This window comes from Klebsiella sp. EMBS2024 (genome assembly GCF_036233805.1).
Lineage (GTDB): Bacteria > Pseudomonadota > Gammaproteobacteria > Enterobacterales > Enterobacteriaceae > Klebsiella > Klebsiella pneumoniae.
This window is the reverse complement of sequence record NZ_JAZARW010000001.1, coordinates 3,491,410-3,515,671: the sequence shown is the minus strand read 5'-3', so window position 1 is coordinate 3,515,671 and position 24,262 is coordinate 3,491,410. Positions and strand designations below refer to the sequence as shown.

Sequence of the window (24,262 nt, the reverse complement as noted above, 5' to 3'; positions counted from 1 at the left end):
TGAACGCCCGCCATTGCTGCATGGATTCGCGAACAAATAGCAATAAATTATTCTTCTTCGGCGACTTTACGCCGCCCGATTTCCGCAGGATGCCAACACTTTGCCGCTGCCGGTTTCTATAGTGGGCCTCGCCGTACCCAACGAGCCAGCGGATGGTTGGCTGGCCTGGACACGAACTTCGTCACGAGGTGTCACAATGAATGGTTCTTTACGCGCGCAATGTATCGCCGAGTTTTTAGGCACCGGGCTGTTTCTGTTTTTTGGTATCTGCTGCCTGAGCGCCCTGAAACTGACCGGCGCCAGCCTGGGGCTGTGGGAGATCTGTATTATCTGGGGACTGGGTATTTCTCTGGCGGTGTACCTGACGGCCGGCATTTCGGGGGGACATCTGAACCCCGCGGTCACCGTCGCCCTGTGGCTGTTTGCCTGCTTCCCGGGCAGAAAAGTGGTGCCCTATATCCTGGCTCAGGTCGCCGGCGCGTTTGGCGGCGCCGTGCTGGCCTGGATACTTTACAGCACCCTGTTTACGCAATTTGAAACGGTGCATCATATGGTGCGCGGCAGCCTGGAAAGCCTGCAGCTGGCCAGTATATTCAGTACCTACCCGGCGCCTGAGCTCAGCATCTGGCATGCGGCGCTGGTGGAGGTGGTGATCACCTCGATGCTGATGGGGATGATCATGGCGCTCACCGATGATGGCAACGGCGTACCCAAGGGCCCACTGGCGCCGCTGTTGATTGGCATTCTGGTGGCGGTGATCGGCGCCTCGACCGGGCCGCTTACCGGCTTCGCGATGAATCCGGCACGCGATTTTGGCCCGAAATTGTTCACCTGGTTCGCCGGGTGGGGCAATATCGCCATGACCGGGGGAAGAGATATTCCCTATTTTATCGTGCCCATTATCGCACCGTTGTTAGGGGCCTGCCTCGGCGCCGCAATTTATCGTTTTCTTATCGCCAATAATCTGCCCTGTCATACCTGCGTGGAGGAAGAAAATACGCGTTAGCGTCATAAGGGGAATGTATCTGTGAAATAGCCAGGCTAATTTCATGAACCGATATCACGAACCGCTCAAAAAGTCTCCCCGGGTTGGGAGACTTTTGTTATTGTCAATGCACTTTTTTATCGTCGATGGGATCTGATGCTAAAAAAGGTAAATATGAAAAATATGTTTTATTTATAACAAAAAATTAACTGAGGGGTTTTATCATGATTTCTGCGAGTACCTTGAACTCAGAACTCATCAATAAAATCGCACAGGATTTTGCGCAAGCCACCAGTCTGGCGGTTGTGGTCGTCAATATTCACGGTGATGAGATTTCTGAATTGTTTAATTTCACGCCGTTTTGCCAGCTGATGCGTCAGCACCCGGAGCACAGCGGACGCTGTCGCATGAGCGACCGCTGCGGCGGGCTGGAAGCCTCGAAAAAAGACCAGCTGTGTATCTACCGCTGTCATGCGGGGTTAACCGATTTTTCCATCCCGCTGGTGATCGCCGGCCACCTGGTCGGCTTCGTGCTGTGCGGGCAGGTGCGTCTGAGCAATGATGTTGAACTGGTTGATATCTTGAACGTCGATGACCGCTGGCAGGACGATCCGGCGCTGGTCCAGGCGTTTCGCGATGTGCCGGAGATGGACTATTCGCGGGTTATCGCTTCGGCGGATCTGCTGAAGCTGATCGTCGAGAATTGCCTGAAAAAACAGCTCAACTTTGTGGTTATCAAAGATAACCCGTCGCAGAACGACCCGGCGCAGGCCAGCCGGGCGCCCTCGCCGCACGATGGCAAAATGAAGAAGGCGCTGCGCTATATCGACGCGCATCTCTCCGATGAGCTGCGTCTGGAGGATGTGGCGGCGCATGTCTATCTCAGCCCGTACTACTTCAGCAAACTGTTTAAAAAGTATCAGGGGATCGGTTTTAACGCCTGGGTCAATCAGCAGCGGATGGCGAGCGCAAAAGAGCTGCTATGCCACAGCGACTGGAGCATCGCCAGCATCGCGCGGAATTTAGGTTTTTCGCAAACCAGCTATTTTTGCAAAGTGTTTCGCCAGACCTATCAGGTAACGCCGCAGGCATTTCGTCAGCAAATTAATGCCGGATCACAAACTGAGTCTTTTTAAATGACAATATTTTGCTATTGCCGATTTTTGATATCCCCGAGTATCTTCATCAATATAAAATGAAAAAAACGACAGTAGAGCAATAAATTGTCATAGCGCAACAAAATAGTGATATTCGAGGGATAAACTACACCAGTTTTTATTTTTGTGATGAGATAGAGTGTCCGTTAATACGAGACAGCTGATTATCACAACACCGCTTTCCTTCACTGACGTCATTGTGACGAGTGATGAAACGGTAAAAGAAAACATAAAGTAATACCCGTCGATGCAGGGCGCATCGGCGAAACAAACCGACAGGTTCGACACCAGTTTGGTGTCAGGGAAGGGGGTGTAAATCCCCCGCAGCCCCCGCTGCTGTGATGCTGACGACCCCGCAAAAACCACTGATCGAAAGATTGGGAAGGGCGGGCGAGAACGAGGCTAAGCCAGAAGACCTGCCTGCCGGTAACTGACCAACAACTTCGGTGGGAAGTGGGTGGCTTAGCGGTGCGTGGTCGCAGGACCAGGCATGCGCGTAGCTATACCCTGACCGCCAGAACAGGACAGGGTATGGCAACCAGGCGTGCGTTCATTCTTGCGGGTACCGGCAGCGGTTGTGGCAAAACCACCGTTACGCTCGGCCTGCTCAGCTTGCTCCAACAGCGCGGTATGCGGGTGCAACCCTGTAAAGTCGGGCCTGACTACCTGGATACCGCCTGGCACACCGCCATCAGCGGCATCGCTTCCCGCAATCTCGACAGCTTTATGCTTCCCGCCCCGATACTCAACGCGCTGTTTACCGAACAGCTACAGCAGGCCGATATCGCGGTTATCGAAGGGGTGATGGGCCTGTATGACGGCTACGGCACCGACCCTAACTACTGCAGCAGCGCGGCAATGGCTAAGCAGCTTGGCTGCCCGGTGATTTTGCTGGTGGATGGCAAAGCGGTGTCGACCTCCATCGCCGCCACGGTGATGGGTTTTCAACATTTTGATCCGGCTCTCGACATCGCTGGCGTTATCGTCAATCGGGTCAACAGCGACGCGCACTTCCAGCTGCTGAAAAGCGCCATTGAGCGCTACTGTCAGGTGCCAGTGCTCGGCTATGTGCCGCGCGTGGAAGGCGTGGCGCTGCCCGAACGACATCTGGGACTGGTGACCGCCCGCGAGTCGGTGGTCAATCAGCAGGCATGGCGGGATTTTGCCAGCCTGCTGGGGCGCACCCTCGACATAGACCGGCTGCTGGCCCTCAGCGAACTGGCCGCCATGCCGATCGGCGAGTGGGGAGAACAGCTTGCCGCCGATGCCGGCGAAGGACTGACGTTGGCCCTCGCCGACGATGAGGCCTTCAATTTTTATTACCCCGATAACCTGGCGCTGCTGGCGCGCTGCGGCGTGAAGATGGTGCGCTTTAGCCCACTGCGCGATCGCCAGCTGCCGGCCTGCCAGATGATCTGGCTCGGCGGCGGCTATCCGGAGCTGCATGCGGCCGGGCTATCCGCTAACCACGAGATGCTGACACAGCTTCGCGCGGCGCACCGGCGCGGGGTGGCGATCTACGCCGAGTGCGGCGGCCTGATGTATCTGGGCACGACCCTGGAAGTCACCAGCGGCGAGCGCTACACGATGGCGGATATTATTCCCGGACACAGCCGAATGGGGACGCGTCTGACCCGGTTCGGCTACTGCGAAGCGCAGGCGCAGCAGCAGACGCTGCTGGCAGCCCCTGGCGAGTGGCTGCGCGGCCATGAATTTCATTACTCCGATTTTTCTCCCGCCACCCCCGCCGTACTGGCCTGCCGTAAACAGCGAGACGGTAAGACGCTCCAGCAGTGGCAGGGAGGATGGCAGTCCGGCAGCGCCTTTGCCAGCTATCTCCATGTCCATTTTGCCCAGCGTCCCACCATGCTCAACCACTGGTTGCGGGCAGCAAGGAGGGCGCTATGACCCTTCTCGCCTGGTGTGTAGCCTGGATACTTGATGTCGTCATTGGCGATCCGCCGCACTGGCCGCATCCGGTGCGCTGGATAGGTCGCCTGATCGCCGTCAGCCAGCGTGTAGTGCGACGCGTCTGCCATAGCGACCGGGCGCTGCGCATCGGCGGCGGGGTGATGTGGCTGGTGGTTATCGGCCTGACATGGGGCGTGGCCTGGGGCGTACTGGCGCTGGCGCACGGGATCCACCCCTGGCTTGGATGGCTGGTGGAAGTGTGGATGATCTTCACCGCGCTGGCGGGACGCTGTCTGGCACAGTCGGCGATGGCGGTGGCCCGGCCGCTGCAGGCCGGAGATCTCGCCGAAAGCCGGCATAAGCTCTCCTGGATTGTCGGGCGCGATACCTCTCAGCTCCAGCCAGCGCAGATCAACCGTGCGGTGGTGGAGACCGTGGCGGAGAACACGGTGGATGGCATTATCGCGCCGCTCTTTTTCCTGCTCCTCGGCGGCGCGCCGCTGGCCATGGCCTATAAAGCGGTCAACACCCTCGATTCCATGGTCGGCTATAAACACGAAAAATACCGGGCGATCGGCATGGTCAGCGCTCGTCTTGATGATGTAGCCAACTTCCTTCCCGCCCGGCTGAGCTGGCTGCTGCTCAGCCTTGCCGCGGTGCTATGCCGGGAAGATGGCGCCCGGGCGCTGCGTACGGGCTGGCGCGATCGCTATCAGCACAGCAGTCCTAACTGCGCCTGGCCGGAAGCGACCGTCGCCGGCGCGCTGGGGATCCGCCTTGGCGGCCCGAACGATTACTTCGGCCAGCGCGTTGAAAAGCCCTGGATAGGCGACGCCGTCCGCGACATCGCGGTGGACGATATTTCCCGAACCATTCGATTAATGTGGGTGGCGGCAAGCCTGGCGCTGGCGCTGTTTATCGGCGTGCGCTACTGGCTGGTCGGCGCGGCCTGAGGAGAACCTGATGCAGTACATCCAACAACCGCAGGCGATCGAGGCGAAAAGCTTCGACATCATCAGCGAGATCATCGCCGAAACGCGACCGGACTACCGTTTCGCCAGCCCGCTGCACGAGGCGATTATCAAGCGGGTGATCCACACCACCGCTGACTTCGACTGGCTGGATATTCTGTGGTTTTCTCCGGATGCCCTGATCGCGCTGAGTGAGGCCTTGAGCCGGCCCTGCACGCTGTATACCGATACCACCATGGCGCTGTCCGGGATCAACAAAACCCTGCTGGCCCGCTTTGGCGGCGAATGCCGCTGCTATATCAGCGACCCGCGGGTGGTGCGCGAGGCGCAAAGCCGGGGGATGACCCGCTCGATGGCGGCGGTGGATATTGCGGTGCAGGAGCCCGGGGAGAAAGTGTTCGTCTTCGGCAATGCGCCAACCGCGCTGTTTCGCCTGCTGGAACATCGCGAGACCGCCATCGGCGGCGTGGTGGGGGTGCCGGTCGGGTTCGTCGGCGCGGCGGAGTCGAAAGCGGCGCTCAGCGAGAGCGGCCTGCCGGCCATCGCCGCGCTCGGCCGCAAAGGGGGAAGCAACGTGGCGGCAGCGATTGTGAACGCTCTGCTTTACCACCTGCGGGAGGCGCAATGAGCGATCAGACCTTTGACGCCCCGGTGTGGCATCACGGCAAAGCGCTGCGCAAGGGCTACACCACCGGCTCCTGCGCCACAGCGGCGGCAAAAGTGGCGGCGCTGATGGTGATGCGCCAGCATCTGATTCATCAGGTCTCGATCGTCACCCCCTCCGGCGTCACCCTGTGCCTGAACGTTGAGTCCCCGCACGTCGAAGGGCAGCAGGCGGTCGCCGCGATCCGTAAAGACGGCGGCGATGATGTCGACGCCACCCACGGCATGCTGATTTTTGCCCGGGTCACCCTCAATGACAGCGGAGAGATTAGCCTGCAGGGCGGGGAGGGTATCGGCACGGTGACCCGCAAAGGGATCGGCCTGCCGACAGGCAGCCCGGCGATAAACCGCACTCCGCGGCACACCATCGAGACCGCCGTGCGCGAAGCGATAGGTCCTACCCGCGGCGCGCAGGTGGAGATTTTTGCCCCGGAAGGCGCGCTTCGCGCGCAAAAAACCTATAACGCCCGGCTGGGGATCCTCGGCGGCATCTCGATTATCGGCACCACGGGGATCGTTACCCCGATGTCGGAAGAGAGCTGGAAGCGCTCGCTCTCCCTCGAGCTGGAGATAAAACGCGCCGCCGGGCTGGAGCGCGTGGTGCTGGTGCCGGGCAACCACGGTGAGCGCTTTGTCCGCGAGCAGATGGGCATCGACCCGCAGATGGTGGTCACCATGAGCAACTTCGTCGGCTACATGATTGAAGAGGCGGTTCGGCTCGGTTTCCGCCAGATTGTGCTCATTGGCCATCCCGGCAAACTGATCAAAATCGCCGCCGGGATCTTTCATACCCACAGCCATATCGCCGATGCGCGGATGGAAACTCTCGTCGCTCATCTGGCGCTGCTTGGCGCGCCGCTGCCGCTGCTGACGCTGGTCAGCGAGTGCGACACTACCGAAGCGGCAATGGAGCATATCGACGCCTGGGGATACCAGCGCCTCTATAACCATCTGGCTGAGCGAATCTGCCAGCGTGTTCTTGAGATGCTGCGCTTCACTCAGCAACCGCCCACCTGCGACGCGGTTCTGTTTTCTTTTGATAACCAGGTACTGGGCAGCAGCCGTCCGCTGGAGGCGATTGCCCGGGAGCTGACATGTTGACGGTTGTGGGAATGGGCCCGGCGGGGCTGCAGTGGCTGATCCCGGCCGCGCGCGAGGCAATCGCCGCCGCTGAGGCGCTGGTGGGCGGCAGCCGCCATCTCCAGCAGTTTCCCGACTTCGCCGGCGAGCGCTTCGCGCTGGGGGCCGATATGCCGGCGCTGCTGGCGTGGATTGAGGCCCGTACCGGGCGCCGCGTCGTGGTGCTGGCCTCTGGCGATCCGCTGTTCTATGGCATTGGCACCCGGCTGATTGCCCATTTTGGCCGGGAACGAGTGCAGGTGATCCCCGGCATCAGCGCGGTGCAGTACCTCTGCGCCCGGGCGGGCATCGACATGAACGATATGTGGCTGACCAGCAGCCATGGCCGGGCGGTGAGCTTCGATGCTCTGGCCGCCCACCGGAAAGTCGCCATGGTGACCGACGGCCGCTGCGGACCGCGGGAGATAGCCGCCCAGCTGATGGCCCGCGGCAAAGGCCATCGCTGGATGGTGATAGGCGAGAACCTGGCGATGGAAAACGAGCGGATCCACTGGCTGCCGGTCAGCGCCGTGGAGGACGAATATGAGATGAATGCGGTGGTGATCCTCGATGAAAGATGAGCTGTTTTTGCGCGGCGCCCAGGTGCCGATGACCAAAGAGGCCGTGCGCGCGCTGGCGCTGGCGAAGCTGGAGCTGCACCGGGCGCGCCATCTGATTGATATCGGCGCGGGCACCGGCAGCGTCAGCATTGAGGCTGCTCTACAGAACCCGGCGCTGCGGGTGACGGCGATTGAGCGTCAGGCCGACGCGCTGCGCCTGCTGGCGGAGAACCGGCAGCGCTTTGGCTGCAACAACATCGCTATCGTGGCGGGCGTTGCGCCGCTGGCGGTCGCCGACAAAGCCGACGCGATCTTTATGGGGGGCAGCGGCGGCCACCTGACGGCGCTGATCGACTGGTCGCTGGCGCAGCTGCATCCCGGCGGCCGGCTGGTGATGACTTTTATTTTGCAGGAAAACCTTCATAGCGCTCTGGCGCACCTGCGGCAGAGCGGCATCCACGAGGTGGACTGCCAGCAGCTGGCGGTCTCCACCCTGGCTACCCTGGGCAGCGGCCACTACTTCAAACCCCATAATCCCGTTTTTGTCATCGCCTGTCAGAAGGAAGAAAACCATGGCTGAGACTTTTGATCCCCATTGCGTGTGGTTCGTCGGCGCCGGTCCAGGCGATCGCGAACTGATTACTCTCAAAGGCTACCGTCTGCTACAGCAGGCGCAGGTAGTGATCTACGCCGGGTCGCTGATCAACACCGAGCTACTGGCCTACTGTCCGCCACAGGCGGAGTGCCACGACAGCGCCGCGCTGCATCTGGAGCAGATCCTCGACCTGATGGAGGCGGGGGTGAAGGCGGGAAAAACGGTGGTGCGTCTGCAGACGGGCGACGTCTCGCTATATGGCTCGGTGCGCGAGCAGGGCGAAGAGCTGACCCGCCGCGGGATCCGCTGGCAGGTGGTGCCGGGCGTCAGCGCTTTCCTCGGCGCGGCGGCGGAGCTGGGGGTGGAGTACACGGTACCCGAAGTCTCGCAGAGTCTGATTATTACCCGTCTGGAAGGGCGCACGCCGGTTCCCGCGCGCGAACAGCTGGAAGCCTTTGCCAGCCATCAAACCTCGATGGCGATTTACCTGTCGGTGCAACGTATTCACCGGGTGGCGGAGCGGCTGGTGGAGGGCGGCTACCCCGCGACCACCCCGGTCGCGGTGATCTACAAGGCCACCTGGCCGGAAAGCCAGACCGTCCGCGGTACCCTCGCGGACATCGGCGACAAAGTACGCGACGCCGGGATCCGCAAAACGGCGCTGATCCTGGTCGGCCCCTTCCTCGGCGATGAGTATCACTACTCAAAACTGTACGCAGCGGATTTTAGCCATGAATACCGTAAAGCCTGAATCCATTGCCCTGTTTTGCCTGACGCCCGGCGGCGTGCGGCTGGCAAAACGGCTGGCGGCCATGCTGCCGCTTACCTGTTACACCAGCGAAGCGCTGCAGGAAGAGGGGTTTATCCCCTTCAACGGCGGCGTTGCCAGCGCTGCCCGCGAGGCGTTCAGCAGCTTCTCGGCGCTGATTTTTATCGGCGCCACCGGGATTGCCGTGCGGGTGCTGGCCCCGCTGGTGAATGACAAGCTCAGCGACCCGGCGGTGGTGGTGATTGATGAGCGCGCCCGGCACGTCATCAGCTTGCTCTCCGGCCATGCCGGGGGGGCCAATGCGCTGACCCGCTATCTCGCCGGGATGCTCGACGCCGACCCGGTGATCACCACCGCCACCGACGTCAACGAGCTGGCCGCCCTCGACACGCTGGCCTTCCAGCTGAACGCCCGGATGACCGATTTTCGCGCGGCGGTGAAAACTGTTAACCAGATGCTGGTGAGCGGTAAGCGGGTGGGGCTGTGGTGCGACGGCGAATTCACCGGGGCGCTAAGCCGCTGCGACCGGCGCGGGTTTATCCCGGTAAGCGACCTGGCGCGCTTGCCGGCGCTCGACGCCCTGATCTGCGTCACCCTGCGCCGGTCGCTGCCGCCGCTGCCGGTGCCTCACTGGAAGCTGGTGCCCCAGCGGGTGGTGGCGGGGATCGGCTGTCGGCGCGACACCCCCTGCGCGCTGCTCAGTACGTTGCTGGATCGCCAGCTTGCCGCTCAGCGTCTTGACCCGCTGGCGCTGAAAGCGATCGGCAGCGTGAGCCTGAAGGCAAACGAGCCGGGGTTGCGCCAGCTGGCTCGCCGCTGCCGGGTGCCGTTCGAAACCTTCAGCGCCGAGGCGCTGCGCGAGCACGAGCACCGCTTTCCGGCCTCGTCTTTTGTCCGGGAGACGGTCGGCGTCGGCAGCGTCTCCGGCCCGGTGGCCTGGCTGCTGAGTCAGGGAAACCTGTCCGGCGAAACCCTGCGTGAGCAGGGCGTGACCATTACTTTGGGAGTAACACACTGATGTTAAGCGTAATCGGAATTGGCCCTGGCTCGCAGGCGATGATGACCATGGAAGCCGTGGAGGCCCTGCAGGCGGCAGAGATCGTGGTGGGCTACAAGACCTACACCCACCTGGTAAAAGCCTTTACCGGCGACAAGCAGGTGATCAAAACCGGCATGTGCAAAGAGATTGAGCGCTGCCAGGCGGCCATCGAGCTGGCGCAGGCCGGGCACAACGTTGCGCTGATCAGCAGCGGCGACGCCGGCATCTACGGCATGGCGGGGCTGGTGCTGGAGCTGGTCAATAAGCAGCAGCTGGACATTGAGGTCCGTCTGATCCCAGGGATGACGGCCAGTATCGCCGCCGCCTCGCTGCTCGGCGCGCCGCTGATGCATGATTTCTGCCATATCAGCCTTAGCGATCTGCTGACGCCCTGGCCGGTGATTGAAAAACGCATAGTCGCCGCCGGGGAAGCGGACTTCGTTATCTGTTTCTACAACCCCCGCAGCCGCGGCCGCGAAGGACATCTGGCGCGCGCCTTTGCGCTGCTGGCGGCCAGTAAAAGCGCAGATACGCCGGTCGGCGTAGTCAAATCCGCCGGACGCAAAAAGCAGGAGAAATGGCTGACCACCCTCGGGGAGATGGATTTTGCCCCAGTGGATATGACCAGTCTGGTGATCGTTGGCAACAAAGCGACTTACATCGACAACGGCCTGATGATCACCCCGCGAGGCTACGCGCTGTGAATCACGGCGACGTGCTGGTTATCGGGGGCACCAGCGATGCGCGGGCGATCTGCCAGCAGCTGGACGCCGCCGACGTGCGCTACACCCTGTCGGTGGCGACCCCTACCGGCGAGCGGCTGGCCGGCGATATCCGCGGGCAGATACGCTGCGGGCGAATGGAGTGGCAGCAGATGGCGGAGTGGCTCAGAGCGCAGCGCACCCGCTGGGTGATCGATGCCTCTCACCCCTACGCCGAGGTGGTCAGCCAGAATATTGTGCGCGCCTGCGCCAGCGTCGGGGTTCTGCTCAGCCGCTATCAAAGGCCGGAGCAGCTGAGCGATCTGCGCCATCCGCTACTTCACGTGGTCGGCGATCTGAACGAGGCCTGCGCGGTGGCTCGTCGCCTCGGCGAGCGGATCCTGCTGACCACCGGCAGCAAAGATCTGGCGGCCTGGCGGGCGGGACTGGCGGAGAAAACGCTGCTCGCCCGGGTGCTGCCGGTGCCGGAGGTGGTTCAGCACTGTAGCGATCTGGGGTTTGGCGTCGGGGAGATCTTCGCCCTCTGCGGGCCGTTCAGCGCCGAATTTAACGCCGCCTTTTATCGCCAGTGCCGGGCCGATGTTGTGGTGACGAAAGCCTCGGGGGCGGAAGGAGGCTATCAGGAAAAAGTACAACCCTGTCTTGATGCGGGGATCCCCTGCATCGTCATTACCCGTCCGGCGCCGCTGGTGACGGGCGATGAACTACTGCAAAGCCAGGCCGATTTCACTACGCGGTTGACGCGCTGGCTGTCGGCGACTTGAGGAAGAGGATATGAAAAAAGCACTTCTGGTGGTGAGCTTTGGCACCAGCTATCACGACACCCGCGAGAAGAACATCGCCGCCTGCGAGCGCGATCTGGCCGCCAGCTGCCCGGACCGCACGCTGTTCCGCGCCTTCACCTCGGGGATGATTATTCGCAAACTGCAGCAGCGCGACGGTATTCATATCGATACTCCGCTGCAGGCTCTGCAAAAGCTGGCCGAGCAGGGATACCAGGATGTGGCGATCCAGTCCCTGCACATTATCAACGGCGACGAGTACGAGAAGATCGTTCGCGAAGTGCAGAGCATGCGCCCGCGCTTTCAGCGTCTGACGCTGGGCGCGCCGCTGTTGAGCGGTAATGGCGATTATGTGCAGCTGATGCAGGCCCTGCGCCAGCAGATGCCGCCGCTGGCGGCGACGGAGCGAGTGGTGTTTATGGGGCACGGCGCCAGCCACCACGCCTTCGCGGCCTACGCCTGTCTGGATCATATGATGGCGGTGCAGGGTTTTCCGGCGCGGGTGGGGGCGGTGGAAAGCTATCCCGAAGTGGACATCGTCATTAACGAACTCTCCCGCCAGGGCGTGACCGGCGTGCATCTGATGCCGCTGATGCTGGTGGCCGGCGATCATGCCATTAATGATATGGCCTCCGACGAAGACGATTCGTGGAAAACCCGCTTCAATGCCGCCGGTATCCCCGCCACGCCGTGGCTTAACGGGTTAGGGGAGAATCCGGCGGTGCGGGCGATGTTTGTCGCCCATCTGCAGCAGGCGCTGAACGACACGATGGAGAAAGCAGCATGAGCGGCAAACTATACGCCCTGAGCAGCGGGCCGGGGGCGGCCGATCTGATCACCGTGCGTGCGGCGCGGATCCTCGGCCAGCTGGATGTGCTGTATGCGCCAGCCGGCCGCAAAGGCGGCGACAGCCTGGCGCTCTCCATCGTACGCGAGTACCTGGGCGCACACACGGAGGTCCGCTGCTGCCATTTTCCGATGAGCGCCGACAGCGCGGAAAAAGAGGCGGTGTGGAACGACGTTGCCGCGGCGCTGGCCCAGGAGGTGGCGGCGGGCAGGCAGGTCGGGTTTATCACCCTCGGCGACGCCATGTTGTTCAGCACCTGGGTCTTTCTGCTGCAGCGGATTGGCTGCCCGGAGTGGCTGGAGATTGTCCCTGGCGTTACCTCCTTCGCCGCCATTGCCGCGCGGGCGAAAACCCCGCTGGCCATGGAGCAGCAGTCGCTGGCGGTGATCTCCTGCACCGCGCCGGAAGCGGACATTGCCGCGGCGCTGCGCCAGCATGACAGTCTGGTGCTGATGAAAGTCTACGGCCGCTTCGCCCGCATTAAGGCGCTGCTGGCGCAGGCGGGGCTGCTGGATGCGGCGCTGATGATGTCAGAGGCNACCCTGCCGGGCGAGCAGTGCTGGCGTCGTCTGCGCGAGGTCAGCGATGACCAGCCGCTGCCCTATTTCTCGACCATCCTGGTTAACAAACAGTGGGAGGAGGCGTAATGAATCAGGTGAAATCGCTGAAGCAGCTTTCGTATGGGGGGCTGGCGGCCGCTGTTCTGCTGATCATCGTCCCGCAGGAGGCGTTCGCCATGCATATCATGGAGGGCTTTTTGCCGCCGATGTGGGCGCTGGCGTGGTGGCTGCTGTTTTTACCCTGCCTGTGGTACGGCCTGGTGCGCCTGCGGCGTATCGTTCAGGAAGAGAGCAATCAGAAGGTGCTGCTGGCCCTCTGCGGGGCGTTTATTTTTGTTCTTTCGGCGCTGAAGATCCCGTCGGTGACCGGCAGCTGCTCGCATCCGACCGGCGTCGGTCTGGCGGTGATCCTCTTCGGGCCGGGCGTGGTGGCGGTGCTGGGGGCGATCGTTCTGCTGTTCCAGGCGCTGCTGCTGGCGCATGGCGGCCTGACCACCCTTGGCGCCAACGGGATGTCGATGGCGGTGATCGGCCCGATGGTCGGCTATCTGGTGTGGAAGCTGGCCTGTCGGGCGGGGATCCGTCGCGATGTCGGGGTCTTTCTCTGCGCCATGCTGGCGGATCTGATGACCTACTTTGTCACCTCCGTCCAGCTCGGGGTGGCTTTTCCCGATCCGGCAACCGGGGCAGGCGGATCGATCGCCAAGTTTATGGGCATCTTCTGCCTGACGCAGATCCCGATCGCCATCGCGGAAGGCTTGCTCACCGTGATGATCTACGATCAGCTAACCAAACGGCGACTGATCGCCGCGGAGGCACATTAATATGAAAAAGACCCTGATCCTGTTGGCGATGGTGGCCGCCCTGATGATCCTGCCATTTTTTATTAACCACGGCGGCGAGTTTGGCGGCTCGGACGGCGAAGCGGAGAGCCAGATCCAGGTGGTGGCGCCGGATTATCAACCCTGGTTCCAGCCGCTATATGAACCGGCGAGCGGCGAGATTGAGAGTCTGCTGTTTACCCTGCAGGGCTCGCTTGGCGCGGCGGTGATTTTTTACATTCTCGGATATGCGAGGGGCAGACAGCGCCGTGATGACCGGGTTTGACCGACTCAGCTACCAGAGCCGCTGGTTGCAGGTGGCGCCAGAGCGGAAGTTTCTGCTCTGGCTACTGCTGATGGCGCTGGCCTTTACGCTGCCGGCGTGGGGCCAGGCGCTGACGCTGGCGCTGACCGCCGCGCTGACCTGCTGGCTGCTGCGGGTCTCATTCTGGCGCTGGTGCCGCTGGATGGCGCTACCCTTTGGCTTTTTGCTGGTCGGCGTGCTGACCATTCTGTTCAGCGTTAGCCGCGACCCGCAGATGCTGTTAGCGAGCTTGCGGCTGGGCGCTTTCTCGATAGGGATTTCCGCTCCGGGGCTGGCCGTGGCCGGGGAGACCTTCTGGCGCAGCCTGGCAGCGATGGCGGCCACGCTCTGGCTGGTGCTTAATCTGCCTTTCCCACAGCTGATTATCTTGCTCAAGCGCGGTCGCGTACCGCGGCTGTTGACGGAGCAGATCCTGCTGACCTGGCGCTTCATTTTTATTCTGTTGGACGAGGCGATGGCGATTCACCGCGCGCAAACCCTGCGTTTTGGCTATGGTAGCGTGCCGCAGGGCTATCGCTCGCTGGCGATGCTGGTGGGACTGCTGTTCACCCGCGTCCTCCTGCGCTATCAGCAGATGAGCACGGCGCTGGATATCAAATTGTACCAGGGTGATTTTCACCTCTAAGGATAAGTATGCTTGCCACAACCGATCTCTGGTTTCGCTATCAGGATGAGCCGGTACTTAAAGGGCTGACGCTGGATTTTTCCCGCCATGCGGTGACCGGCCTGGTGGGGGCCAACGGCTGCGGAAAGTCGACGCTGTTTATGAACCTGAGCGGCCTGCTGCGCCCGCAGCAGGGGGCGGTGCTGTGGCAGGGAGAGGCGCTGAATTACAGCAAGCGCGGTCTGCTGGCGCTGCGCCAGCAGGTGGCGACGGTGTTTCAGGATCCGGACCAGCAAATATTCTATACCGATATCGACAGCGATATCGCTTTTAGTCTGCGTAACCTCGGGGTGGCGGAAGAGGAGATCGCCCGCCGGGTGGATGAGGCGTTGACCCTCGTCGATGCCCAGGGGTTTCGCCAGCAGCCGATCCAGTGCCTCAGCCATGGGCAGAAAAAACGGGTGGCAATCGCCGGGGCGCTGGTGCTGCAGGCGCGCTACCTGCTGCTTGACGAGCCCACCGCGGGCCTCGATCCACGCGGGCGGGCGCAGATGATCGCCATCATCCGCCGCATTGTCGGGCAGGGGCGGCGCGTGGTGATCTCCAGCCACGATATCGATCTGATCTATGAGGTGAGCGACGCCGTTTACGTGCTGCGTCACGGCGAAGTACTGGCCGCGGGGGATCCCGGCGAGGTATTTGCCTGCGCGGAGACGATGGACAGGGCGGGATTGACGCAGCCGTGGCTGGTGAAACTTCATAGCGAACTGGGGCTGCCGCTGTGTAAAACCGAGGCGGAGTTTTTTCAGCGGATGCACAACAACGCGATAGGCGCGATAAAGGAGGCGTCATGACGCTGGCAGTGATGTTGCAGGGCACGGCTTCCGACGTTGGGAAAAGCGTGCTGGTGGCGGGATTGTGCCGCATTTTTCATCAGGATGGGCTGCGTACCGCGCCGTTTAAATCACAGAATATGGCGCTGAACTCCGGCATTACGCCGGATGGCAAAGAGATGGGCCGGGCGCAGATTTTCCAGGCCGAAGCGGCCGGGATTGCGCCGGATGTCCGCATGAATCCGATTTTGCTCAAGCCCACCAGCGACCGTCAGGCGCAGGTGGTCCTGATGGGGCAGGTGGCGACCAGCATGGATGCGGTGAGCTATCACCAGTACAAGCCGCGCCTGCGCGAGCAGATCCTCGCGGTCTACCAGAGCCTGGCCGGAGAGTATGAGGCGCTGGTGCTGGAAGGCGCCGGCAGTCCGGCGGAGATTAACCTGCGCGACCGCGATATCGTCAATATGGGCATGGCCGAGATGGCGCAATGCCCGGTGATCCTGGTGGCCGATATCGACCGCGGCGGGGTGTTTGCCGCGATTTACGGCACGCTGGCGCTGCTGCAGCCTCAGGAGCGGGCGCGGGTGAAAGGGGTGATCATCAATAAATTCCGCGGCGATGTGGCGCTCCTGCGCTCCGGGATAGAGCAAATCGAGGCGTTGACCGGGGTGCCGGTGCTGGGCGTTATGCCATGGCTTGACGTGGATCTTGAGGATGAGGACGGCGTCGCGCTGCAGGCCGGGAAATACCATCGCACCGACCGGCGCGATATCGACATCGCCGTGGTTCACCTGCCGCATATTGCCAATTTTACCGACTTTAACGCCCTGGCGGCACAGCCAGACGTCCGGGTGCGCTATGTCCGCGATCCGCAGGCGCTGGCCGACGCCGACCTGGTCATTCTCCCGGGCAGTAAAAATACCCTCGGCGATCTGTGCTGGCTGCGCGAGAGCGGCATGGCGCACGCGGTCGAGCAGGCCCGGCAGCGCAAGGTGCCGCTGCTGGGGATCTGCGGCGGCTATCAGATGCTGGGCGAAACCATTATCGATGAGGTGGAGTCTGGCCTTGGCGCCCAGCCCGGGCTGGGGGTGCTGAAGACCGTGACCCACTTCGCCCAGCACAAAACCACCACCCAGGTGCAGGCGACCCTGGGGTCTGCGCTCCCGGATTGGTTAGCCGACGCGGCGGGGCTGCGCGTCAGTGGCTACGAAATTCATATGGGCGAGACGCGCCGCGAGGCAGGCTGCCCGCCCCTGCTGCAACTGCATAAAGCGGGGCAGGCAGTAGACGACGGGGCGATAAGCGACGACGGCCTGGCGTTCGGCACCTATCTCCATGGCCTGTTCGACAGCGATGCCTTTACCCGGGCGCTGCTCAACGGCCTGCGCCAGCGCAAAGGGCTGGCGCCGCTGGACAGCGCCCTGGAGTATGCCCGCTATAAAACCCGCCAGTTTGATCGGCTGGCCGAGGCCATGCGCGAACATATCGCCATCGATAAAATTTACGCCATCATGCGCCAACATCAGGAGCCCCTATGCTGACTCTGGTTACCGGCGGCGCGCGCAGCGGCAAAAGTCGCCATGCCGAGGCGCTGATTGCCGATGCGCCGCAGGTGTTATATATCGCCACCTCGCAAATCTTTGACGACGAGATGGCCGCAAGGATCCAGCATCATCGCGACGGCAGGCCCGCCCACTGGCGCACCGCCGAGCGCTGGCAGCAGCTTGATGAACTGATCACCCCGGCTATCGCCCCAGCGGAGGCGATTTTGCTGGAATGCATCACCACCATGGTCACCAACCTGCTGTTCGCGCTCGGCGGCGACAGCGACCCCGACGGCTGGGATTACGCCGCCATGGAACGGGCTATTGATGACGAAATTGGCGTGCTGATTGCCGCCTGTCAGCGCTGTCCGGCGCACGTCGTGCTGGTGACCAACGAGGTGGGGATGGGCATTGTGCCGGAGAACCGCCTGGCGCGGCATTTTCGCGATATTGCCGGGCGGGTTAATCAGCGCCTGGCGGCCGCGGCGGATGCGGTCTGGCTGGTGGTCTCCGGCATCGGCGTCAAAATCAAATAACTCAATCGCTGGCTGACCGGGCCAGCCCTGGCAGGGATTCTGTATGCAAAATTTAAACACGGTTCTGCGGGCGATCCCCGCGCCGGACGCCGACGCCATGGCGCGGGCACAGCAACACATCGACGGCTTACTCAAGCCCCCCGGCAGCCTCGGGCGTCTGGAGGCGCTGGCGGTGCAGCTGGCGGGAATGCCCGGCCTGGGCGGCCAGCCGCAGGTGGCGAAAAAGGCCCTGCTGGTGATGTGCGCCGACCATGGAGTGTGGGACGAAGGGGTGGCGATTTCGCCGAAGGCGGTCACCGCCATCCAGGCGGCAAATATGACCCGCGGCACCACCGGCGTCTGCGTGCTCGCCGCCCAGGCCGGGGCGAAAGTGCATGTAATTGATGTCGGTATCGATAGCGAACCGCTGCCCGGCGTGGTGAATATGCGGGTGGCGCGGGGCTGCGGCAATATTGCCCGCGGTCCGGCGATGAGCCGTGAGCAGGGGCAGGAGCTGTTGCTGGAGGTGATGCGCTACACCCGCGCGCTGGCCCAGGAGGGCGTTACCCTGTTTGGCGTCGGCGAACTGGGGATGGCCAATACCACGCCGGCGGCGGCGATCGTCAGCGTCCTGACCGGCAGCGATGCGCAGGAGGTGGTCGGGATTGGCGCCAATCTGCCGCTGGCGAAGGTTGGCAACAAGGTGGAGGTGGTGCGGCGGGCTATCGCCGTCAATCAGCCCGACCCGAATGATGGCCTCGATGTGCTGAGCAAAGTCGGTGGTTTCGATCTGCTGGGGATGACCGGTGTCATGCTGGGGGCGGCGTCCTGTGGGCTGCCGGTGGTGCTGGATGGCTTTCTCTCCTACGCGGCGGCGCTGGCGGCGTGTCAGATAGCGCCGGAGGTGAAACCGTATCTGATCCCGTCCCACTATTCGGCGGAGAAGGGGGCGCGTATCGCGTTGGCGCACCTGGGTCTCGAACCGTATCTCAATATGGGCATGCGTCTGGGAGAAGGCAGCGGCGCGGCGCTGGCGATGCCGATCGTCGAGGCGGCCTGCGCGATGTACCATCGCATGGGCATGCTGGCGGCAAGCAATATTGTGTTACCGAAGGGGTAAGCAGGAGATGGGGGCGGCAATGGCCGTTCCCGTTTTCGGCAGAGGTTTTGCCGGCGGCAGAAACAAAAAAACACCCTTGAGGGTGTTTCAGGTTGTTGGCAAAAAAGGAAAAAGCGTGGTTTTTCCTCCTTTGTGGTTATCAGCCGAAAATCAATAAATTGATTTTCCTTGTTACTTTTCTGGCGCAATCTGCAAGCTCAATGAAGGTGCGCTACCTGACATAAGTCACGCGCGCTCCTGCTGTTTAAGATGACGCAGCACAATCCGGCCTTCCGCAGAAAATATACCATCAAAGCGTATCCAGCCGGTATCGGGAAGTTGGGCATAAATAAGATAATTGAGATGCCCCGGACGTGGCTGCGGCTGCAACTCCACGCGCAACTGGCTCAGGCGGGGTTCGTAGCGCAGTAACGTCTCTTCTATCTGGTGTATCAAACCATGAATACCCGCGGTCATTCCCTGATGAATCATGCTGAGGTCCGGCAAACCATAATCCGGTAAATGCGCCAGCGTTCCTGCCCGGCAGTTGATGATGCGCTGCATGTTGTCCATAACGGAGAGAATAAGCTGATCCCGCTCGCTGACCTGCTCCAGCGGCAGCTCGCCACTGAAGCTGAAAGTCAGCATTTCAAATAAAGAAGATGCTGCCATCGGTTACTTATCCTGAAGGGGGAGCAGGCGGAGATCGCTTCTCATCAGCTCTATGGTGCGGGGCCTGTCAGCTTCCAGTTCATCCCTTTTGAGTACCAATCGCCAACTGTTGCTTTGTTCATCGGGGTGATAAAACTGACCAACGATGGCGATAAACTGGGTCTCTTTATCCAGAGGGACATTCAGGGAAACCGCACCCGCTGGCTTCATCCAGACGGTATGTTTGGCCAGTACATCTGATTTCAGCGTTTTTTCTTCCTGCATAAGCAGCGTGTCATAGTTGGCCTCGTCAAAACGCTCACGTGTTTTCAGTTGCCAGACATGGATCATCGTGGAAAGCGGTGTGTCTTGCGCATCTGTATTCAGCGCGCTGCGCGATACAAAATCGAGATGCAGCGTTTTGATCTGCTTGTAGAAAATCGCCGATGCCACTTCTTTAGTGCCGTCAGTCACTCTCTGAGTCAGACCGCAGCCGCTCAGCAGCGTCACGGCGGCAAGTACGCTGATTGCATGTCGTTTATAGGGTGTAAGAAACATGAGTAACACTCTCCCTGTCGCGGGTGGATGATGTGGGCATGAGTCCCTGATAACGCCCGAGACTGACCGTGACCGTACCGGCGACTGGGGCAGCAAAAGACGCCCGCAGCACGCCCGTTCGGCTTACCTGAACGCGCTGATTTCCTAACTGTGCCGGAGGCAGCAGACTGACGGGCAAGGTCAGTTGCAGGCGGGCCTGGTAGCGCCAGCCCAGATAGACACGCAACAGCACCAGCAGGTCGGTATGTAGTTGCCCGCCCGGCAGCCAGCCGCGTGCCTCTCCGTCGTCTTCGGTATACAGCTTCATCAGTAACTGGCTGTTAACGTCAGTGCCGGTGTTGCCCAGCAGTGCCCGAGTTTTCAGGCAAATACGTGATCTTTTTGATAAACCCGCAGGTTCAGGCAGGACAATTTGTTGTGGATCGTGCGGGATAACTGTCGCTTGCGTCTGGGGGGCCAGTAATCTGACCAGCGCCGTTATGCCTTCTGCTGTACGCGTCGGCAGACGCATCACGCTGAGTAATGCCAGAAAACGCGAGACCGGCGTGGCGATATGATTTTCGCTGCCGGGAATGCCCAGACCAATCAACCCCAGCAGGCAGCGGGAAATATTATCCACGGCTCCCGGTTCAAACGACGTAAGGTAATTATATTTGCGCCAGATACGATAGTACTGAGTGATAAAGCGATGGTTAAAAATGTCCAGAAACGCCATCATCGCTTCATGGCCGTCCCGGCGCTGCGCGATGTAGTCGAGATAGGCTGTCGGCAGCGGTGAATCCACACCGTACAGCCCCAGAAACGTGGTGCGCACCGTGGGTGGCGCGTCAGGATGATCCAAATCCTGTTCGACGCTTTTTAGTTCGCTTACCGGGAACCCCATCCCCGGATGTGGACGAAAACGGACAGGATCGTCTGCCGGATTGGTTGTGCTCCCCAGCAGTGGCGTCTGTGGTTGGCTTTGTTCAAGAAGCTGGCAGAAACGGTAAAAGTTAATTCGGTTAATGTCCGGAGCAAGCCTTTCCGTCAGCCCGGTACGCGCTGGCTGTGGTGTTCTGTCCATTGCAAACATTTTCCTGTAGGTTGCAGAATCAGCGTCAACTGAGTAAATAAGTGGATGTCGGCATACAGGGCGAAAAAGCGGTGCAGCAGTTNGCCAAACAGGGTGATATCGCCTTCGCCGGCGAAACCGTTGCTGTCCAGCGTGACCTGAATATCCACGCCGCGCAGTAGAAAACCTTTTTCAAAACGCTGAATCAGGTGATGCTGAACGTCAACGATTGCCTCCAGACGGCGTCGGTTCATTTCGCTTTCCGTCCAGTCGTACAGCGCCAGCGTGCCGCGCAAGATTTCGGCGTTGTCCATCATTGACAGGAAGTTGGAGCCTAAGTGGCTGAGAACCCGCCAGTGGAAACGGTCACGCGCCGGGGGATAACAGGGCTGCGTCGGCGCGCACAGGTTGCGCACCCGCAGTGTATGCTGCGTGGCGTAGACGGGGGTGTCCAGCACCGTGCTCTGCAGCGCTTTACGCGGAAGCTGACCGTTGGTGCCGGTCAGGCTCAGGGACAGGGTTTCGTCTTCCAGCAGGCGGTCGATATCGAATGCGTCGCCCCCAAGGATCAGCCAGGTATCATGCAAACCGGAAGGGCCGCGTTTTACCCGCGTATGGTAATAACGTTCCGGCGAATCGTGACGCAACATCCCGCCCCGGTGGCGAAAACTGGAAAAGGGCACATATGCCTGACTGCCGGTGTGTCGCGAAGAAATAATATTATCGACGGAGTAAATTTCCGTATGCCCGTCCTGAATACGCATGGGGCGCAGCAAGTATTCATTTTCCAGCGGAGAAAGATGCAGTGGATCGGCTTCCAGCGGGAACAGGTTGATCACCGGTACGCAGTGCAGGCGGATATTTTCGGTGCTGAACGGCAGATCGTGAGACCAGCTTTCCGCGAGCACCACGTCAATTTCGAATCCACTCATTCCTGCCGGCCAGACCACATTCTCCAGCCCGTTGAGGGCGACAAACATAAACTTCTCGCGGAAGGTGAAATACTCCAGCAGCAGTTGGTAGCCGCTGAAGGCCGATTCGCCTTTTGGCCAGAGCGGATCGTCCTTACCGAACCCCATCGGGGAAAAATAGCCGTCCAGTGTCCGACGTTCCTCCCCCGGCAGGCGAAACCAGATTTGCTGCACCCCCAGCGTCAGCGCCCGGTGTAATGCACAAGCCAGCGGACTGTCCGCATTGAGATAGAGCGGCAGTCTCGATAAATCAATCTGTGACCCGTCGCCAGCCAGCGGGCTGCACTCAAAGCGCAGACGGATAACCGAGCGTCCATCCTGTTCGTACTGTAACGACACCTCTGGTAAAGCCAGCGGAAGCAGGGTGATATCCCGCGTGGCGCTGTAGCAGCAACGTGTCCGGTGTTCGCCGACGGGCCTCGAGAGCACCTGAAAATCACTCAGTGTTTCGCTCTGCTTCATTTGCCGATGATCGGTTAACAGTTCCACCACCGACAGCGACGGGATTGTACGCAGATAATGAGGCCACAGNAGNCTCACCAGCCCNTCNGTCAGTTCNGGNAGATCNTCATCCAGNTTTTCNCGCAGNCGGCCCATCAGNAAGGCNAANCCTTCGAANAGNCGTTCNACATANGGNTCGCGNGCGCCNGGNTTATCNAGATTNAGCATAGCGGCGCGATCAGGATACGCTTGTGCAAACTCTTTACCCGCNTCACGCAGGTAGCGCATTTCNGCTTCGTAATAGCGTTGGGTCAGGTCGTCCATAAGCAGGAGTTATTCTCCTTTCATTAAAAGTAAATATAGTGCAAGTCTTCAGATGTAAAACCGATGTTGATATTATTTTACGAAAAATATATCGCGAGCAATTATCAATATATAATAATTAAATCATGTTTTTTACGGTTGCGTTTATTTAATTTTTTACTTATTCAGATACTTTCTGTATGAATATGAGGCGGGAAATCTTTCATGCCAGTATCCGGCTTTTTTCACCGAACCCTCTAATACCCAATAATGATATTTATTCCCCGAATACTCCCTACGGATCGGCACCTCATACCTCTTATTATTGAAGATAAAATAGATAAGAAAGAAATCAATAGTTGGCGTTAAGGTCTCTTTGTCAAACTGAGTTTCGAGATATTCAGAGGATAGCTTATCTTTCATTAGTTCCCGAAACTCTTGATTATCCAGATCAGATAATACAGATAACTCTGAAAATCTTTTTTCTGAACCATTAATACCTTTCTTTAGATAAAATATTATCTGATCGCTGTTAAGATCACCCATTGGAACATAGCGGGTATTTATCACATAAAAATCATTGATTTTTATATACTGTGGAGTACTTAACCATTCACTGGCATCAAACCACTTCTTTTTCGACGGCCACTCCGGATCGTTTTCACTCTCCGGTGTCACATGCACCGCCATTCTGTATTGCTGTTGATACATAACATATCCTCCACCACATAAGGCTGTCAGCAAAAGAACAACCAGAAAGTAATATCCCTTCATTTTTAAAGAGTTCACAATGTCCACTCTCCGGGTTGATAGGTCTGTAATCCTTCTTTCAGCCCCTCTGGGCTATCCCCGGTTCCCGGCATACGCCACGCACCATTTGGCGCAATTGGACCAGCACCGCGTTTAGCGTTAGCATCTCTCGCTGTGACATCATCATAGCGTTTTGACATCTCATCATAATTTTCGGGTTTCTGGGGCGGCGTAATATCGACATCACCATTCGCCTTTTTCTTATTATATCCACTCAGGCTTTCCTCGTATTCTTCAATAACATCTTCATAATTTTCTGCTGCACGTATTTCTTTTTTCGTTCCGTAAATCGATGAATAATCCGACCGCATTTCAAACGCTCTGACACTCACGTCCCAGCAATCCGCCATCTTTTGTGCCGGACTGTTTTCCTGTCCGGCATCCATTCCGGTCAGGTCTTTTCCATCAACAGAAATACCGGCCCGGCAGGCATAGGTTGTGACAACGGCATCATAATCAAAGACAGCCTCCTGAACGTCAACGACATCTCTGGATTTAAACTCACCGGTCTTTTCCTTTCCTTTATTTTCATGATGATAATCAAATGNTGCAGTGTCGATAATTCCGTGACACAGAATAACCATCTCCTTAATTACTCTGTTCTTGTCTTTTCAGCTGTTCAGGAATTTAATAAATTCAGCCTTGTCTTTCACATAAACCACGCGACCACTTAATTCTTCAACATATTCATTAATTAATTCAATGCCTTTCTCCACATATCCCTGCTGAAACATCAGGAAAATACGCTGTATAGAATAATTATCTTTATTCACTTCAGGAAAAAGCCGTAGCTGTCTTAATCCGCAGTTTACAAAACGATACTGATTCCCCATAGAATCTTTAAATTTCGTCCTTGCGGCCACCACCACAATATAATCCCGGCCAGTAACCCACTGAACATTTTCAACCGGCTCCTGCTCAGCTGTCATCAGTTCAATTTTTCTTTCATTTATCTCCTTTAATGAACCGAAGTTGCCGCCTCTTTTTTCCCAAGAATACGCCAGCTTACCAACTAACACCGTAACCTTCTCCGCCGCATCCGTATAAATTCGCTCC

Annotated in this window: 28 protein-coding genes and 1 riboswitch; of the genes, 22 read left to right on the top strand and 6 right to left on the bottom strand. The window is 59.5% G+C overall.

What is annotated here, in order from left to right:
* The first annotated feature begins 196 nt into the window (after positions 1-196).
* The 22 genes from pduF (at position 197) to VZP09_RS16025 (ending at position 18,599) form a co-directional block, all read left to right on the top strand.
* Positions 197-1,006, top strand: coding sequence for a propanediol diffusion facilitator PduF (gene pduF, locus VZP09_RS16130; protein ID WP_004185469.1), 810 nt, complete (start codon positions 197-199; stop codon positions 1,004-1,006).
* 203 nt (positions 1,007-1,209) lie between these two features.
* Entirely contained in the window at positions 1,210-2,121 is a 912-nt protein-coding gene (gene pocR / locus VZP09_RS16125) for a transcriptional regulator PocR (RefSeq protein ID WP_004181164.1), read from the top strand.
* 281 nt (positions 2,122-2,402) lie between these two features.
* Positions 2,403-2,580: riboswitch (cobalamin riboswitch) on the top strand.
* Between the two features lie 93 nt (positions 2,581-2,673).
* Complete coding sequence (locus tag VZP09_RS16120; RefSeq protein WP_019704766.1) at positions 2,674-4,050, top strand: cobyrinate a,c-diamide synthase; 1,377 nt, start codon at positions 2,674-2,676, stop codon at positions 4,048-4,050.
* On the top strand, positions 4,047-5,006 hold the full coding sequence (cbiB, locus tag VZP09_RS16115; protein WP_328795279.1) for an adenosylcobinamide-phosphate synthase CbiB: 960 nt from the start codon (positions 4,047-4,049) through the stop codon (positions 5,004-5,006). The genes VZP09_RS16120 and cbiB overlap by 4 nt, the downstream gene beginning before the upstream one ends.
* 10 nt (positions 5,007-5,016) lie before the next feature.
* The gene (locus tag VZP09_RS16110) at positions 5,017-5,652 is read left to right on the top strand and encodes a cobalt-precorrin-8 methylmutase (RefSeq protein WP_002915711.1); all 636 of its coding nucleotides are present in this window, start codon (positions 5,017-5,019) and stop codon (positions 5,650-5,652) included.
* Entirely contained in the window at positions 5,649-6,788 is a 1,140-nt protein-coding gene (gene cbiD, locus VZP09_RS16105; protein ID WP_004900269.1) for a cobalt-precorrin-5B (C(1))-methyltransferase CbiD, read from the top strand. The genes VZP09_RS16110 and cbiD overlap by 4 nt, the downstream gene beginning before the upstream one ends.
* Positions 6,782-7,387, top strand: a complete 606-nt coding sequence (locus tag VZP09_RS16100) for a cobalt-precorrin-7 (C(5))-methyltransferase (RefSeq protein WP_004174583.1) — start codon at positions 6,782-6,784, stop codon at positions 7,385-7,387. The genes cbiD and VZP09_RS16100 overlap by 7 nt, the downstream gene beginning before the upstream one ends.
* Positions 7,377-7,946, top strand: a complete 570-nt coding sequence (locus VZP09_RS16095) for a decarboxylating cobalt-precorrin-6B (C(15))-methyltransferase (RefSeq protein ID WP_020804170.1) — start codon at positions 7,377-7,379, stop codon at positions 7,944-7,946. Before VZP09_RS16100 ends, VZP09_RS16095 begins: the two co-directional genes overlap by 11 nt.
* Positions 7,939-8,712: a cobalt-precorrin-4 methyltransferase gene (locus tag VZP09_RS16090; protein WP_004149602.1), complete on the top strand. Its 774-nt coding sequence runs from the start codon at positions 7,939-7,941 to the stop codon at positions 8,710-8,712. The genes VZP09_RS16095 and VZP09_RS16090 overlap by 8 nt, the downstream gene beginning before the upstream one ends.
* Positions 8,693-9,748 (top strand): cobalt-precorrin 5A hydrolase, encoded by a 1,056-nt coding sequence (gene cbiG, locus VZP09_RS16085; RefSeq protein WP_064153074.1) that lies wholly within the window; start codon positions 8,693-8,695, stop codon positions 9,746-9,748. The genes VZP09_RS16090 and cbiG overlap by 20 nt, the downstream gene beginning before the upstream one ends.
* Positions 9,748-10,473, top strand: coding sequence for a precorrin-3B C(17)-methyltransferase (locus VZP09_RS16080; protein WP_004143930.1), 726 nt, complete (start codon positions 9,748-9,750; stop codon positions 10,471-10,473). The genes cbiG and VZP09_RS16080 overlap by 1 nt, the downstream gene beginning before the upstream one ends.
* The gene (locus VZP09_RS16075) at positions 10,470-11,255 is read left to right on the top strand and encodes a cobalt-precorrin-6A reductase (protein WP_023285512.1); all 786 of its coding nucleotides are present in this window, start codon (positions 10,470-10,472) and stop codon (positions 11,253-11,255) included. The genes VZP09_RS16080 and VZP09_RS16075 overlap by 4 nt, the downstream gene beginning before the upstream one ends.
* Before the next feature lie 10 nt (positions 11,256-11,265).
* Positions 11,266-12,060, top strand: coding sequence for a sirohydrochlorin cobaltochelatase (gene cbiK, locus VZP09_RS16070; RefSeq protein WP_064153075.1), 795 nt, complete (start codon positions 11,266-11,268; stop codon positions 12,058-12,060).
* Positions 12,057-12,767 (top strand): cobalt-factor II C(20)-methyltransferase, encoded by a 711-nt coding sequence (locus VZP09_RS16065; protein ID WP_002915624.1) that lies wholly within the window; start codon positions 12,057-12,059, stop codon positions 12,765-12,767. Before cbiK ends, VZP09_RS16065 begins: the two co-directional genes overlap by 4 nt.
* Positions 12,767-13,504, top strand: a complete 738-nt coding sequence (cbiM, locus tag VZP09_RS16060) for a cobalt ECF transporter S component CbiM (RefSeq protein ID WP_002915621.1) — start codon at positions 12,767-12,769, stop codon at positions 13,502-13,504. Before VZP09_RS16065 ends, cbiM begins: the two co-directional genes overlap by 1 nt.
* A 1-nt stretch (position 13,505) precedes the next feature.
* Positions 13,506-13,787 (top strand): energy-coupling factor ABC transporter substrate-binding protein, encoded by a 282-nt coding sequence (locus tag VZP09_RS16055; RefSeq protein WP_002915619.1) that lies wholly within the window; start codon positions 13,506-13,508, stop codon positions 13,785-13,787.
* On the top strand, positions 13,774-14,451 hold the full coding sequence (locus VZP09_RS16050) for an energy-coupling factor ABC transporter transmembrane protein (protein WP_002915616.1): 678 nt from the start codon (positions 13,774-13,776) through the stop codon (positions 14,449-14,451). Before VZP09_RS16055 ends, VZP09_RS16050 begins: the two co-directional genes overlap by 14 nt.
* Before the next feature lie 8 nt (positions 14,452-14,459).
* Positions 14,460-15,284, top strand: coding sequence for an energy-coupling factor ABC transporter ATP-binding protein (locus VZP09_RS16045; RefSeq protein WP_002915614.1), 825 nt, complete (start codon positions 14,460-14,462; stop codon positions 15,282-15,284).
* Positions 15,281-16,804, top strand: coding sequence for a cobyric acid synthase (locus VZP09_RS16040; protein WP_004174595.1), 1,524 nt, complete (start codon positions 15,281-15,283; stop codon positions 16,802-16,804). The genes VZP09_RS16045 and VZP09_RS16040 overlap by 4 nt, the downstream gene beginning before the upstream one ends.
* Positions 16,798-17,343 carry a bifunctional adenosylcobinamide kinase/adenosylcobinamide-phosphate guanylyltransferase gene (cobU, locus tag VZP09_RS16035; protein ID WP_002915611.1) on the top strand — a complete coding sequence of 182 codons (546 nt, stop codon included), beginning with the start codon at positions 16,798-16,800 and terminating at the stop codon, positions 17,341-17,343. The genes VZP09_RS16040 and cobU overlap by 7 nt, the downstream gene beginning before the upstream one ends.
* A gap of 43 nt (positions 17,344-17,386) precedes the next feature.
* Positions 17,387-18,442 carry a nicotinate-nucleotide--dimethylbenzimidazole phosphoribosyltransferase gene (gene cobT / locus VZP09_RS16030; protein WP_004143920.1) on the top strand — a complete coding sequence of 352 codons (1,056 nt, stop codon included), beginning with the start codon at positions 17,387-17,389 and terminating at the stop codon, positions 18,440-18,442.
* Positions 18,443-18,461: 19 nt separating this feature from the next.
* Positions 18,462-18,599, top strand: a complete 138-nt coding sequence (locus VZP09_RS16025) for a hypothetical protein (RefSeq protein WP_153582952.1) — start codon at positions 18,462-18,464, stop codon at positions 18,597-18,599.
* 68 nt (positions 18,600-18,667) lie between these two features.
* Here VZP09_RS16025 and tssE read toward each other — a convergent pair whose 3' ends face one another.
* The 6 genes from tssE to VZP09_RS15995 form a co-directional block, all read right to left on the bottom strand.
* Entirely contained in the window at positions 18,668-19,093 is a 426-nt protein-coding gene (tssE, locus tag VZP09_RS16020) for a type VI secretion system baseplate subunit TssE (protein ID WP_004181152.1), read from the bottom strand.
* A 3-nt stretch (positions 19,094-19,096) separates the two neighbouring features.
* Positions 19,097-19,630 (bottom strand): type VI secretion system lipoprotein TssJ, encoded by a 534-nt coding sequence (gene tssJ / locus VZP09_RS16015; protein WP_032104130.1) that lies wholly within the window; start codon positions 19,628-19,630, stop codon positions 19,097-19,099.
* Positions 19,611-20,693 (bottom strand): type VI secretion system baseplate subunit TssG, encoded by a 1,083-nt coding sequence (tssG, locus tag VZP09_RS16010; protein WP_004181150.1) that lies wholly within the window; start codon positions 20,691-20,693, stop codon positions 19,611-19,613. The genes tssJ and tssG overlap by 20 nt, the downstream gene beginning before the upstream one ends.
* The gene (gene tssF, locus VZP09_RS16005) at positions 20,657-22,417 is read right to left on the bottom strand and encodes a type VI secretion system baseplate subunit TssF (RefSeq protein WP_328795277.1); all 1,761 of its coding nucleotides are present in this window, start codon (positions 22,415-22,417) and stop codon (positions 20,657-20,659) included. The genes tssG and tssF overlap by 37 nt, the downstream gene beginning before the upstream one ends.
* 156 nt (positions 22,418-22,573) lie before the next feature.
* The gene (locus tag VZP09_RS16000; RefSeq protein WP_328795276.1) at positions 22,574-23,185 is read right to left on the bottom strand and encodes a hypothetical protein; all 612 of its coding nucleotides are present in this window, start codon (positions 23,183-23,185) and stop codon (positions 22,574-22,576) included.
* A 632-nt stretch (positions 23,186-23,817) separates the two neighbouring features.
* Positions 23,818-24,225, bottom strand: a complete 408-nt coding sequence (locus VZP09_RS15995) for a hypothetical protein (protein WP_223371290.1) — start codon at positions 24,223-24,225, stop codon at positions 23,818-23,820.
* Between the last annotated feature and the right edge of the window lie 37 nt (positions 24,226-24,262).